The organism is Thermococcus sp. AM4 (genome assembly GCF_000151205.2).
GTDB lineage: Archaea > Methanobacteriota_B > Thermococci > Thermococcales > Thermococcaceae > Thermococcus.
The window spans coordinates 1,692,157-1,705,672 of the sequence record NC_016051.1 but is presented as its reverse complement, the minus strand read 5'-3'; the positions used below and the strand labels follow the sequence as shown (position 1 = coordinate 1,705,672).

Sequence of the window (13,516 nt, the reverse complement as noted above, 5' to 3'; positions counted from 1 at the left end):
GAGTCGTGATGAGCACTCGGTTGGCCGAGCTATCCCTTTGAGAAAACCACCTTCAGCAAAGGCGGCGTCACGAGGGTCGTCACGAGAACCATCGCTATCGCTATTGAGAAACTTTCGGGAGTTAGAACGCCCTCGGCGAGGCCGATGTTGGCCATTATCAAGCCAACTTCCATCCTCGGGATCATCCCGACGCCTATCTGGAGTGCTTCGATTTTCCTGAATCCTGTAAGGAGCGCGCCGGCCCCACAGCCGAGAACCTTGCCAACGACGGCGAGGAAGGAGTACAGGAACGTAAACGACCCCGCAACGAGGAGAACGTGAACGTCAGTTTCGGCACCGACGCCGACGAGAAAAACTGGTATGAACAGCGAGTAGCCAAGGGTTATCATCTTGTCGGTTATCTTCTTCGCGTCCTCGCTTCCCGCAACGAGAACGCCCGCGAGATAGGAGCCCGTTATGGCCGCTATCTCGAAGCGCTCCGCGAGGTAGGCGAAGAGCAGCATTATGACGAGGGCAACGCTCGTCACTGTCTCGGGAAGGTTTATCCTGTGAGAGGAACGGAGAACCCGCTTTATAACGCCCCTGCCGAGGAGGTAGCTGAGGAGAAAGAACGCCGAGACCTCGGCCAGGATTATCCCGATGTCGAGGGGGGAAACCGTTCCCTTCGTGCTCATTGCCACGAGGATCGTCAGGATTATTATGCCGAGGACGTCGTCGACGACGGCAGCCGCCAAAATAGTCGAGCCGACCTTCGAGCGGAGGCGCTTCATCTCCAGGAGCACGTTGGCAGTTAGGCTGACGCTCGTGGCGGTCATCACGCCTCCCAGGAAAAGGGCCTCCATCCGGGGATAGCCCCACTCGATCGCAACGGCGTAGCCGAAAATGAAGGGGACGATAACACCGAGGCTCGCTATCACGAAGGAGGGGAACCCAACGCGCTTGAACTCCTCGATGTCGGTCTCAAGGCCGGCAAGGAAGAGCAGCATCACGACGCCCAGATCGGAGATCAGCCTGACGCCCTCACCGTACGTCACAAGATCAAGAAAGCTAACGCCAACCACTATACCCCCGAGTATCTGGCCCATCGCCGCCGGAAGGCCGATCTTTGAGCTCAGGTAGCCCGAGAGCTTGGCCGTTATCAGTATCACCGCGAGCTCCAGGAACGGGTCCATTGAAACACCTCACAGCGAGACAAGCCTTATGAGCCGGATTATGTCCTTGACCTCAAGGATGCCGTGAACCTTTCCATCGTCATCCACGACCGGGAGGTGGTGCTTCCCGCTCTCCAGCATGACGCTTATTGCGCTACCGAGGTCGTCCTTTAAATTGATTGTTATCGGCCTCGTCACCATGATGTCCTCCACCCGGGTCGCCCTGCTAACGGAGTAGCGTTTGAGCAGCGAGAGCCCAACGACCGAATGGTGCCTCGGCGGCGCGAAGAAGTGGAGTATGTCCTTCATCGTGACGAAGCCTATCAGCCTGCCGGAGTCATCGACGACCACCGCAGAGCTCTCCTCGTCCCGGAGGAGTGCTATCAGGTTCACGAGGGAATCCGCCGGCTTAACCCTGACGAAGTCCCTGTCCATGACTATCTCCACCGGAACCTTGCCTATGTAGCGGATGTTGTGGCTAAGCTCCTCCTTTCGCTTGAGCTGGAGGAGTCTCCTCTTGCTGTGGATGAGGGAGAGCTTCTTCGCCTTGCTCCACTTCTTCGGCTGGGTCTCCATAGGGTGTCACACCTTAACGTTGAATTCATTCCCCCGGGTTTAAACCTTTCGAACTTTCCAGATTTTGACTCGATAGCCGGTTCCTTCAGCATGTCCGCCTTCCTCCAGGCCCTCTCGGATTCATTCATATTCACCGGCTGGAAGTACGCCAAGTACGAAACCTGGGCCGTCGAAAAGGAGTACTGGCCCACCTCGCCGTCCCAGGCGCCATCGGGAACCCTCACCGCGAACCCTCTTGTCAGCACCTCCTCGATCTGGAGCGCCATCCTGAATCAGAACCCCGGATCGTTCGTCTACGCCGTCAAAGCCACAAAGAACGACGTCCTGGATGCCATATCCTCCGCCTCTGCCTATTATTCAAACGGAGGCATCGCCTTCTCAACGGTGACGATAAACAGCAACGGAAAGACAGTCAGGAGGTACAGCTGGGAAAACGCCCTCAACGCCTACAGAACCCTCGGAGAGCTCTACACCATCGCCGTCGCAATAGAGAAGGGCAACTCAAACCCCGAACTCTGGGGCCTGGCGAGGGAGAAGTACGACGAGCTGGAGAAGTACATGAAGGTCAGGCTTGTATCGACATCCTTTACGCCGAACCCCGTTCCACCGAAGCCGAGTCCGATGCCGATCCCGCTCGATATCTCAACGCCAAGCCTCCCGAAAACTTCAAGCACCACAACACAGACGCCCGTTTTCAAGATAAACGCCATCCGCGTCGTTAGGACCACTCGGGATTCGAACCCCATTAAATACCACGTCCTCATCGACTACACCGTTACCGGAGGACAGGTCGTTGTCTACAACGTAACATTTAACACCGGCAGCGAGGAGCAGACGATAACCCCTGGAATCCTCGATCCGGGAAGCGGAACCATCGAGAGCGGAAACTTCACCGCCCCGGTCGGAGTCCTCGACGGCTCGCTGAAGGTCAAAGTCGGCGGAATAGTCACGGTAACCTACAGACCGGTGGTCACGCCAGACGGGGGCAGCATTATTATCAAATCCACCTCCGCTCCGGCCAGCATCGGTGAGCCCTCGATCTCGGGCTACTCTGACGACATCACCGCGATAAGGGTGATAAAGCTCGAATACACCGGAACCTTCGATCTCATATCCCAGCTCGACCCCGAAAAGGTTAAGGTGAAGGTGATCCCATCGAAGGACGTGGCCGAGGTGGGCGACTCGATAACCTTCAAGCTCAGGATCAAGAACGGGAACACCCTGCCGATTAGGGGTTACTACACCCTCTACGCCCAGGTGCCGGACGGTCCGGGCAAGAGAACGGTAAAGCTCGGCGGGGACAGGGTTACCCTCGGAGCGAACAAGGAAACAGAGATAACGGTCTCCACCGTTCCCTACTCTGAGCCCGGCAGGTACGAGTACTTCGCGGTGTTCTCCTACGCGGGTTTACAGGCAACCGACAGGGGCAGCGTCCTCGTCCAGAGGGAGGACGATCCGGGGAAGGTGTACATTGAAGGGGTCGAGGTTAATCCCGACCTGCCAAAGGAATACGAAACCGTCAACTTCACGGTAACTCTGGGCAATACCTATCCCACCGCGGAGGACTTAAAGATCGCCCTCTACATCGACGGCAGAGTTGTGGACGAGAAGAACGTGGGAATTTCCGCGAACTCCGAGAACAAAGTTGTTCTCAGGTGGTCTTCCGCCGAGAAGGGAGACCATAGCTACCGCATTGAAGTCAACAGAACCCTCGGCAACGTGAACCTGGGGAAAGTTGATACGTATTCCGGAAACATCACCGCGTTTGATGGAGACTTTGGGGTCTCATTTACAGTTTGGCCTAGGACGCTTGACGGCGGAGGTAAGGTATGGTTTACTGTGAAGGTGAGGAATTACAGGCCTGATAAGCTGGACGTGAGGGGATTCATCGAGGATGAGGATGGAGCCGTTATAGTTAAGATGGGGGGCAGTGGGGTATACACTATTCCAGCCAGGAGAGAAAAGAGTTTTAGCTTTTCGTACACCGTCTATGGAGTCGCAAACCACACTTTCAAACTCTTCATCGACAACACGGACGGAAAACCCAACGGCAACGGAGAAGAACACTGGGATGAAGGGACGATGGAGGTAAACCCGGTAGGAAACATAATAGCCAACATGAGCTGTAAGCCCGCTGTAATAAGCTATACTGGATCCACTTCATGTAGGATAACCTTACTGAACCAAGGAGACAGTGACGTGGCGATCTCAGTAGCTTCGGTTGACTTTGGAACATTACGAGAAGTCTGGAACGGAGCAAATACTAAGGGAATAAATGTAGATCTAGCAAGTGTTGTATTACCCCCTAATGATGACAAAACAATAGTAGTGCATATAGATTTGGAAGGATTAGCCCAAACGATTTGGGGGGATAAGTATTATGCTAGGAACTTTTTAGAACATGAGTCTTACATGATAACTGTAAACTTTGACAACATTTATCCTGTGAGTGACACAGTTTCAGTATTCTACGAGGAGTCATCAATAGAAAAGCACTCTAGGGAGTTAGGTTCAATAATAGGTGGGTTCATTGGAGGGGTTATTGCTGGAGCTATAACAGAGGGGAGTGCTACTGAAGAAGGAATAGTAACTGGCGCAGCTTTGGGTGCAATACTTGGTGATAAAATATCCTCAGGAGTAGTTTCGATACTGGATTTCTTTATTGATATATCCAACTTCAAGTTACAGGATATACCAAATGACTCAGTTCAAGACAACAATAGTGTTAATGGGGGGTGAGGACATGAGATGGAGTTTTAGCCTTTCTCTTTCTATACTCTTTTTGTTATTTCTAGCATGGCTACCTCTGGCCATTTTGCTGATACTGCCAATTCAGGAAACCGGTGCGCCAATTATTATGGGATCAGTAACTATGCCATTAATTTTCCTTTGGTACAATAAAAAGGAATATCTACCAAGCTTGGCATTCTTTGTGTCATTCTATCCACTCTCGATGCTCTTATATTTGATCAGGGATAATGTTCCCCCATTCGTAGTGGGTTTTATAATAGCATCAATCTTTGTAGTGCCTGCCTATTTACGTGACTTTGAAAAGAACACTTGGAAATTCTACGCCTTGGTGTTTGCGTTTCTCTTTTCACTTACCAACGTTGATGCATTAATAACAAGTATATTAATTATGTTCTTTGGGGTATTAACGGTTATTGGAGTTGAGAACCCAAGATATTTGTCTCTAGGGTTATTTGGAATGTACACTGTCTCGTCAATAAAACTACTGGCACCTAACATTCAACTCAGCGTACTATCTGCATATATCCTTATTGGAGGGGCATACTATGTCATTACATACTATGTTATTAATAATATATATTCTTAGACTATTCCCGAGGAGACAAAACATGAAAGCGACCTTCAATGGATATTGGAGGAGACCGTGAAAGGCGACAATCATTTCCCACGAGAAAATGATAACAATGTAGTAGTGGGGGTATGAAAAATGATGGAGTTTATTGATCTTTTCCTCCTTTTATTTGTATTGGCCGTAGTGGGGATTGGCACTATTATAGAGGGCATCAGGGGAATTGGCTTTGGGGCAATAGCGTGGATATCCTTTATAGCAGCCATCAAGTATGGAAACCAAACAGATATTCGAGTAGCTTACATGTCCATACTATTGTGGGCTATGGCATCGGGATTCGCTCTTTGGCATAGATTGTTTCCATATAAACCTCTAAACTTAGCGAGTGCTATCTCACTTTCCTATGTACCGCCCATTGTTCTCTTGCTTTTGCTTAACGGTCACGAGTACCTCGGAGTTACTGGCCTTTTTGTGATATGGATGCTAATAGACGAGAACATTTCCAAACGCATCTCACCAGAAATATCCAGAAACAAAACCCCAGAAATTTTAGTGGGGATTCAAATTTTAGTTATCGGACTGCTTACGTTGTCCCCCTACGTAATTCCGTACTCCCTCCTGCTATGGTGGTGGTATAAACTAACAGTAAAAAGGAGATGAGAAATGGATATTCCTTGTGCCATTTATATTTCCAAACATCATGACATGAAGCTATCCGCGGAGAAGGGCAACTTAGTCTTAGACATGAAATGCGAAGGTATACTTCACAAACCCCACAGACGTCGAATGGAACATCACAAATGTGACTATGGATGCACGTGTCCTCAAAACACAGAGTACAAAGGATTTAACTATCGAGCCCACTAAGACTATAATTACGCACACTGTACCACCAAGAGACATTGGAGAAATTAAGCTTGAGTTCCATGATACCATTGCTTCAAGTGGTGTATTGGGTAAAGTAATTAAACTTGGAGAACTGGATGATGCAAATGTTCCAGTTCAAGCAAGCTTCACTGTTTATGTCAACAACAAACCCGCAGTCATAGATTCCCAAGGAAAAGAGTGGTATCTAGGTTACACAGCACACACAGAAGTTAAAATAGTCACTGATGGAGACAGAGTAGCAGAAGATATAACCACGGACCTGATTGCCAATGTGGCCACAGATGCCATTATAGGTGCGGCAATCGGAAACGCTGTCCTACCAGGCATTGGTACAGTGCCTGGAGCCATTGTAGGAGCCGTGTTTGGACTCGTTACAAACTTTGTTGGAGGTTACGTTCTCCATGACATATTGGGAATACCTTGAGAACATATATTGGGGGTGCGTTGGCCATGGACGCTAGATTAAGGATTAGTCTTGGAGTTCTCCTTCTTGCCTTTCCTCTTTTTACTGTATGGATAGTGATTGGTTTTAGGTACTTTTTAGTCATTGCAGAGTTTCTTTTCTCCCTGTTCCTTGGATGGTCCTTTGTGTTATCCAAATTAAGACAGAGAAGCTCAAGGGTATGGCAGGTTTTCTTTATGGTGGAGAGTTTCCTTTTTGGTGTCGGTTACGTTGTTTACGGCCAGGGATTTATAATATCCCAGTTATACGTGATTCTCTCCCTCAGCAGTCCGGGCTTTCTCATGGGTTATTTGGCTTCCAAGTGGAATAGCGGAGGGATTTCTACATCGCTTAGATACTACAAAGCGCTGATTATTACAGTGGCGTTTTCGTTTTTTATTGTTCTCCTTAATCACGATACCAACTTATTGTTTTTAGCCACAGTAGATTCAACATGTGTGCTCTGTGGAGGGTACTTTCTGCTTTCAGAAATAATAGAAAACATTAATAGAACAGCAGGAGATATGGAAGAGCTGGGATGATAAGGGAAATGGTTGTGCCTGAAGTTTGGACAAAGGTTGGCCTTTTCACGAATTTCGAAGCTAGTTATCTATTTCACAAGGGAGTAGGGTGGCCGTGATGAAAAATAGCGAGCTTGGAATCGGAGTTTCCCTCCTTATTTTTTCCTTTGCCGCCCTCGGGGTACTGGTGAGCGGAAAAATAGCATTAGAAATACTAATTGCAATCCTATCCATCTTCCTCGGATGGAGCCTCCTCAAAAACGCGGAGAACCCCACAGAGACAAAGTTCATAAAACTAAACAGAACACTCCTAACCCTAATCATCATACTCGTGATAATCATCTACCACCGCCATGGCATCAAACCCGCATTGGGAATGATCTATACGGCTGCATACCTTAGCGGACCAGCCGCATTCGGATGGTTTTTAGCATTTAAAACACGATACAAAATAAAAAAGAAAGGAGCAAAACTAGCCGCCAAATACCAAAAACTCTTCCTCTTTATAATCACATTCGATCTAATCCTTGGTATCTATCATTCCACCAGATCATGGTTACTCACCCTGGCAATCCCCATCGGAATACTGGGCGGCAGTTACCTAACGTTATGGGGACTGGAAAAGACAGACACTCCCCAATCCTAATGCCGTTTCATGGCTTGAGGTTGTTCCGGGGGAGATTGATCAGGGCGATTGGACGATGGTCTACATTACGGTTGAAAATACAGCCGACTACGCTCAAACCTGGCCGTTCGAGCTCTTGATGACACCGGAAACGTATGGTGGCCGAGGGGACAGTCATGGAGAACCCAAAACTACACCATCACCGGCGACGGATACTTAAAAATCTACGCTCACAAGAAAGCACACATACTCACAGCTATCGGCCCACTATACCAGAACACCACTCTCTACCTGAAAATCGGAGGACTCACCATGACATCAGCGTACGTAGATGTTAATGGTAATCCCTACTTAGAGATTACGAATGTTTCATGCGGAGATTTGTTTTTGCAAGTTAATTCTATTACCGCTACCTATGGCGGAACTGTTGATTGTAAAATTGGCTTTGTTAATCCTCATAATCAGCAGGTTGGTGTTCAGCTCAAAGACTCTAGTGTTTTGGTGGATTTCCCAATGAGCCACAGTAGGGCGGTTATATCAGATAAGTCGACGACGACTTTTCCTGCTCACAGGAGCGGTTATCTTCACGTAAAGTTCAGCGCTTCGATTAGTGATTTCAGAGCCCTTGCCAATTACTGGGTTTACGGTTACTATGACTTGCCAGTTACGATGAGGTTGCACTTGGTCGAGTTCATGAACAACGCTCCTAAGAGTTACAATTACACCGTAAGGAGTCATGTGATATTGAAGACAAGCAACACCGTGTATGGTGTAGTTGTTATTGACATTGGTTCATTTATTGTTTCATTTATTGCTGGTGGGGAATCATTAAAAGAAGTGATAATTGCAGCAAAAGCGGGCAAACGTGCAAAAACAGCATGGGAGATTCTTAAGATGGCCCAAGGATTCATTAGGGGAATAACAAAGAGGTGGTGATTTAAAATGGTTGTTGAAATTTCAACGTTGTTCCTCTATCTTTCTCTTGTTTTTGTGATGGCTATAAGCGCTAAAACAAAATCTTGCCATTTAGGACTGGCAATTTTGGTATTTTCATCAACATTCATAGCTGGGAGTGAATACAACAACACATATATCGCAGTTATTTCGTGGTTAGCACTATCTGCATTGTTCTCTTATTTGTTCTACTTGGAATATGAAAGGCCCCTTTCTAAACGTGAAGAGAATGAAAGTGTTAGTGACGTTATATTTGGGTACCTATTAGGATTTTTCATACTAGTGCTTCTTAAGTCTCATGGTGCTGGTTGGATTCTTTCCCTTCTAGCTAGCTATTGGGTGTTCCATTTAATGCTACTAATAGACCACAGGGAAAATAGAAGAGCCTTTTATCTCCTTAAAGTTCCCTATGTTGTCTTATCGTGGGGTGCCTTAGTCGAGGAGTTTGGATTTCAAAGGGAACTAATACCTTTCCTCATTGCTTACTTGGTTGTTTTCGTCCTATGGCTGAAGTTCGATCTCCCGAGAATATGGAGGCCTCCAAGGATAACTTAATTGTGCTCAATGAACAGAAGAATGAGGAGGACTCATGAAGCGGGAAATTAATATTGGAAAAGCCAATCAGCAGTTTGCCGTTGAGTTGGAGGCGTTCCCAGGGAGTTGACGGGTGGTGGGAGAGTGTACTTCACGGTGAAGGTCAGGAATTACAGGCCTGATAAGCTGGACGTGCGTGGATTCATCGAGGATGAGGATGGAGCCGTTATAGTTAAGATGGGGGGCAGTGGGGTATACACTATTCCAGCCAGGGGAGAAAAGAGTTTTAGCTTTTCGTACACCCTCTATGGAGTCGCAAACCACACGTTTAAACTCTTCATCGACAACACGGACGGAAAACCCAACGGCAACGGAGAAGAAAAATGGAGGAAGGTGAAGGTAGAAGTGAAACCAATAAGCTCGGTATATGCAACTCTAGACTGCCCTCAGAGCGTGCCACAAAATGATGAAAGACCGACTCAGTGCAAGATAAAAGTCTGGAATACCGGAAACAAGGTCTTTTCCACAAGAATAACAAAAGTCGTATTTGGAAACAATGTCATTTGGAATGGCACAGATACAGTAGCTGCGACAATTGACCAAGTCTCAATAACAGTGCCCCCTCATGGAGTCAACAATGTGTCACTGACTTTTACCGTAAATGGGATAGCCACTTTATTGTTTGGAGATCCATTTTTTAACTACAAGCTTCCAGAATACTCTCCCTATCTAGTTAAAGTATACTTCACAAACCTACCACCAGCAAGTGATATTGTGGAAATAACCGAAGCAAATTCCATTGTTCAGACGATATATATCTATGGAACCGCAGCAATATCGGGGGCAACAATTGGTATGGCAGTTGCGTACTTTGGTGGAGGGGGCATCCTGGCTGGTGCCCTTAGTGGTGGGGCTAGTGGGGTTGCAGGACAGGCTTTGGTGGACTCAGAATCCCTGAACTGGTTTAAGCTTTTAATTGAAAAAGTGTATCTTCGTTACAAACACAAGACAGGGATTACACCAGATAATGGGTCTGACGGAAACGACGTGACCGGGGGGTGAGAAAATGGGAGAGCGTGATCACTATACCTTTTCCCTGCTCTTTTATATTTTAGGATATATGTTTGTTACATCGTTAGGCTTTTTTATATATTCAGATAACTACCAGGAACGGATTTACTGGGATGGTATTGTTAGTGGCTACTTCATCTTTTTTGCACTGCTCGTGCCGTCGCTTTTAAGTGCTCTCCTTTTCAAGCGTTCCTATCCGTTCGAAATACTAAAGCTCAAAATACTCTCTAGCTACATCAGTTTGGCTCCCCTGCTGGCCCTCACTCCACTGGTTGGAGGGTCTAAAGGAGTTGGGCCAGTGCTTCTCGGCTACCTACTCCTGTACGGTGGCATCTTTATCCTCATTTGCCCAGTGTACAGGAAATATACAGTATTTATCAACATGATAGTGGCACTAATGTTCATGCTTGGGCTAACGCTGAGATTTGGGGGCTGGGCCTGGCTTTCCTTCGCAGTTGGAGCAGGGGGAGTTCTATATGGGCTCTTAAAGGAACTTTTCGATGAGGAAGCAGTAACAATCGAAAGAAAAGCAGGGAGAATGTCTAGTATTACGTTCCTTTCTCCAGTAGCGTATCATGCATTGGTTGTTATGGTTTTTGCTGATGGAGCTAGATGGTCGTTTCTTTTACTGGATTTGGTTCTACTTTGGATAATACTTGAATTAAGTATTGTGAAAAGAGATGAAACATTACCACATGAGTGATCCATATGGGAGAATGACAACAACGTGGTAGGGGATGATCTATGAGGAATGCAATCAAAAGAGGTGCAGTGATTATTGTTTCTGTTTTTTCAATCATCTTTACTTTTTGGTGGGGAGAACGTACAAACAGCCAATTTTACTACACCTTGCTCTCCCTCATATTTTGGAGCTTGGCCTTTGGAATATTGTTTTGGTCCAGTGACTGGGAGAATTTTTTGAAATAACAACTTTTATCCCCCACTGGATTGCTATCACAAACTTTGCAGCGGCATGTCTTGAAAATCCAATCTTGTGGCTCCTTATTATGTTTATTCCCTGGCTCTTAGCAGACAAAACATTGGCAATGTGGAGCGTCGTCCTAAGTAGATTCAAGATTGCCCCAACTAAGAAGGTACATACTTTTATGTTTACATTTTTACCGTCAACGTTTGCAATTATAATCGACGGGATCAACCTGGGTAGTCTGTATTTACAACTTGTGAGCATACTATACTCAGGAATGCTTATCTTGGGCTCTTTATCGACAACACGGACGGCAAGCCCAACGGCAACGGAGAAGAACACTGGAACGAGGTGAAGGTGGGAGTGAGGGGTTCGATAGTATCACCTAATTTGGACTGTCCGTTGGAGGTTTTCCCAGGGGACAAAATTACCTGTGTGGCTTCGTGGAATCCAAAGACTACTCTCAGTTCACTAACACTAAAAGAGGTATGGTTTGGGACAAAAAAGGTGTGGGATGTTGATTTATCGAGTGTAAATCTGGTGAAAGGACCTACACTAACTCCCTCTAGGACAGTCAAACTAGAATTCAGGCTGGATGACGACTTTGCTAACTATTACTTCGAGGAACGTCCGTGGGACCCCGTAGACAGATTTCTCAGTTCATACAAGGACAGGTTTGCGGGATACACATATAAGGTCAGGTTCATCTTTGATAACAATGTAACTTCGGAGACCTTAGTGATGGTTAAAGATAGAGGAATTATTAATGAAGTTAAAAACTTTTACAACGACATCAAAGATGACATCGACGCTGGAAAATACACCGCAGTAGCTTATATATTCCTAAAAGGAAGCGGAAAACTCGGAACAAAAATGGCAAAAAGAGCCGGTGGCATACTCTCGATTCTCCTTATAGGGGCAGATCTTCATGACTGGCTCTTTGGACCGAATCCAGACAAGGGTAATGATAACAACGACGTCGTGGGGGGATGATGTGTGAAAGGACTGCTCAGGTACACTCCAACCGCTATCGGCCTGCTATCCTTGGTTTATTTATTTTCCACCGGAGACAGCTACTCAAAAACTGCCTATCCATTGCTTCAGCTGAACCTGTATTTAACGGCACTGGTTATAATGCTCCCGTGGTTGGAGGATGAGCGTTTTGGATTTGAAGTAAAGGTCTTTGCTCCATTATGGCTGTCGACAGCAGCAGTGATAGCAGGGATGGAGTTTTTAGGTGGTCTCGCAACGATTCTGTGGCTGGCATGGCTGTTCCTGCCGTTGCTTAAGATCGACAGCGTGCTCGTTCTTCTGAAGGAGTTAACGGAGAATCTAAAACTAAAGGAGAGCCCAGCAAAGGCACTATTAATAGTGCTACTCCCCCCATTCTCCATCGTGGCATGGTACCATATAATTTTCGGAATACAAGCAGTTGTTCTAACTGTGATATACGTTATCTACGTCCTCTCTACAGAGTTCAGGAAGTTTAAAAACGCTGGAGACAAGGAAAAGTAAGTGAAGGGACTGTAAGCTTTAAGCATGTGGAACGGATGGTTCAAACCGTTGATACTTGAACTCACATGAAGGAGGAATTTAGATGAAGAGACGTTCAATCTATTTGGGTCTCATTCCTCTAACCATTATTTTCATCTGGGAAGGAATCGAGTTCGGATACAGGGATGCCTTTAAGTCCGCAGTTCTTACCTGTTCTGGCGTGCTCTTAGTAATTTTTGTGTACGGCATTCTCAATAGATTGAAATGCAGGGCATACGAAGAACCGTATGCAGGGCTGGGAGCTGATAGTCTTCACGAGTTCCTTTCTGGAAAACGCGGGATAGCACGGCAACTTTGGGGGATTTGGATTCTCTTCACATTGCCGTTTGCACTATTTGATAGTAGCACCTCAAAGCTGCACTTCTGGGGTTTCATAATGCCTATAACTTTGATTGGAACAATGTGGTTATACTTTGCTGTGGACTGGGAAAGTTTGAAATGTGATGAATCCGACAAAGACAACCAGCCGGGAAAACTATCGAAGTTGTGGTTTACCTTGATCCTTCCTCTTTACTGTATCAGAGCATTCATTTTGGGGTTTTCCAAGCTATCAGAACCGTAATAGGAGTCTCTCTGGGAGTGCTGGTGGTGTGGATGATATGCACCACAGGAAGAAGATTAGAGCCTGACAAGCATACCTACTGGCTCGTTTTACATTTAATGGGCTATTACTACACCTCGGGCGCCAAGGGGTCGGTTAGACAGCTGTTCGATCTGTTCATCTGGTACTCCATCTTTGGAATACTCTTGAATTATCCCCTTGCCAATAGGTCAGTTGAGTTTTCCCTCTCGATATTTATCTTTGTGGCGGGGTTAATTGGAATTACAATCCCGTGGGTGAGGGATAAGTGCCAGGGCGCTACATCTCCCTAAGTTTTACTAATGCTGGAAGGCAGGAACACTAATGAGGGAAAGAATCTGACCGGCAGAAAATCCAAATATATCCTCTCCGGGAA

At 46.5% G+C, this 13,516-nt stretch carries 17 protein-coding genes; 14 read left to right on the top strand and 3 right to left on the bottom strand.

Annotation, left to right across the window (positions count from 1 at the left end; translation table 11 throughout):
- Positions 1–29: 29 nt before the first annotated feature.
- On the bottom strand, positions 30–1,172 hold the full coding sequence (locus TAM4_RS09415) for a cation:proton antiporter (protein WP_014122997.1): 1,143 nt from the start codon (positions 1,170–1,172) through the stop codon (positions 30–32).
- Between the two features lie 9 nt (positions 1,173–1,181).
- On the bottom strand, positions 1,182–1,727 hold the full coding sequence (locus TAM4_RS09410; RefSeq protein ID WP_014122996.1) for an HPP family protein: 546 nt from the start codon (positions 1,725–1,727) through the stop codon (positions 1,182–1,184).
- A gap of 90 nt (positions 1,728–1,817) precedes the next feature.
- Between TAM4_RS09410 and TAM4_RS09405 the strand changes: the two genes are divergently transcribed.
- The 10 genes from TAM4_RS09405 (at position 1,818) to TAM4_RS09360 (ending at position 10,784) form a co-directional block, all read left to right on the top strand.
- Positions 1,818–4,466, top strand: coding sequence for a hypothetical protein (locus tag TAM4_RS09405; protein ID WP_193386078.1), 2,649 nt, complete (start codon positions 1,818–1,820; stop codon positions 4,464–4,466).
- 4 nt (positions 4,467–4,470) lie between these two features.
- Complete coding sequence (locus TAM4_RS09400; RefSeq protein WP_048150589.1) at positions 4,471–5,064, top strand: hypothetical protein; 594 nt, start codon at positions 4,471–4,473, stop codon at positions 5,062–5,064.
- A 120-nt stretch (positions 5,065–5,184) separates the two neighbouring features.
- On the top strand, positions 5,185–5,706 hold the full coding sequence (locus TAM4_RS09395; protein WP_048150586.1) for a hypothetical protein: 522 nt from the start codon (positions 5,185–5,187) through the stop codon (positions 5,704–5,706).
- 148 nt (positions 5,707–5,854) lie between these two features.
- Positions 5,855–6,358: a hypothetical protein gene (locus TAM4_RS09390; protein ID WP_048150585.1), complete on the top strand. Its 504-nt coding sequence runs from the start codon at positions 5,855–5,857 to the stop codon at positions 6,356–6,358.
- 26 nt (positions 6,359–6,384) lie between these two features.
- Entirely contained in the window at positions 6,385–6,918 is a 534-nt protein-coding gene (locus TAM4_RS09385) for a hypothetical protein (RefSeq protein ID WP_158306677.1), read from the top strand.
- Positions 6,919–7,015: 97 nt separating this feature from the next.
- Positions 7,016–7,543, top strand: coding sequence for a hypothetical protein (locus tag TAM4_RS09380; RefSeq protein WP_048150580.1), 528 nt, complete (start codon positions 7,016–7,018; stop codon positions 7,541–7,543).
- Between the two features lie 291 nt (positions 7,544–7,834).
- Positions 7,835–8,458, top strand: a complete 624-nt coding sequence (locus tag TAM4_RS09375) for a hypothetical protein (protein WP_148258685.1) — start codon at positions 7,835–7,837, stop codon at positions 8,456–8,458.
- A 6-nt stretch (positions 8,459–8,464) separates the two neighbouring features.
- The gene (locus TAM4_RS09370; RefSeq protein ID WP_048150574.1) at positions 8,465–9,031 is read left to right on the top strand and encodes a hypothetical protein; all 567 of its coding nucleotides are present in this window, start codon (positions 8,465–8,467) and stop codon (positions 9,029–9,031) included.
- A gap of 123 nt (positions 9,032–9,154) precedes the next feature.
- Positions 9,155–10,072 carry a hypothetical protein gene (locus TAM4_RS09365; protein WP_014122994.1) on the top strand — a complete coding sequence of 306 codons (918 nt, stop codon included), beginning with the start codon at positions 9,155–9,157 and terminating at the stop codon, positions 10,070–10,072.
- A 4-nt stretch (positions 10,073–10,076) separates the two neighbouring features.
- Positions 10,077–10,784 carry a hypothetical protein gene (locus TAM4_RS09360; protein ID WP_014122993.1) on the top strand — a complete coding sequence of 236 codons (708 nt, stop codon included), beginning with the start codon at positions 10,077–10,079 and terminating at the stop codon, positions 10,782–10,784.
- 156 nt (positions 10,785–10,940) lie between these two features.
- On the opposite strand, the gene TAM4_RS11740 is transcribed toward TAM4_RS09360, so the two are convergent.
- Positions 10,941–11,348, bottom strand: coding sequence for a hypothetical protein (locus tag TAM4_RS11740; RefSeq protein WP_158306676.1), 408 nt, complete (start codon positions 11,346–11,348; stop codon positions 10,941–10,943).
- Between the two features lie 21 nt (positions 11,349–11,369).
- On the opposite strand from TAM4_RS11740, the gene TAM4_RS09350 reads away from it, so the two are divergent.
- The 4 genes from TAM4_RS09350 (at position 11,370) to TAM4_RS09335 (ending at position 13,433) form a co-directional block, all read left to right on the top strand.
- Positions 11,370–11,999: a hypothetical protein gene (locus TAM4_RS09350; protein WP_193386077.1), complete on the top strand. Its 630-nt coding sequence runs from the start codon at positions 11,370–11,372 to the stop codon at positions 11,997–11,999.
- A gap of 3 nt (positions 12,000–12,002) precedes the next feature.
- A complete protein-coding gene (locus TAM4_RS09345) occupies positions 12,003–12,521 on the top strand; it encodes a hypothetical protein (RefSeq protein ID WP_048150562.1) in 519 nt (172 codons plus the stop codon).
- Between the two features lie 82 nt (positions 12,522–12,603).
- The gene (locus tag TAM4_RS09340; protein ID WP_048150559.1) at positions 12,604–13,122 is read left to right on the top strand and encodes a hypothetical protein; all 519 of its coding nucleotides are present in this window, start codon (positions 12,604–12,606) and stop codon (positions 13,120–13,122) included.
- A 26-nt stretch (positions 13,123–13,148) separates the two neighbouring features.
- On the top strand, positions 13,149–13,433 hold the full coding sequence (locus TAM4_RS09335; RefSeq protein ID WP_158306675.1) for a hypothetical protein: 285 nt from the start codon (positions 13,149–13,151) through the stop codon (positions 13,431–13,433).
- The last annotated feature ends 83 nt before the right edge of the window (positions 13,434–13,516 follow it).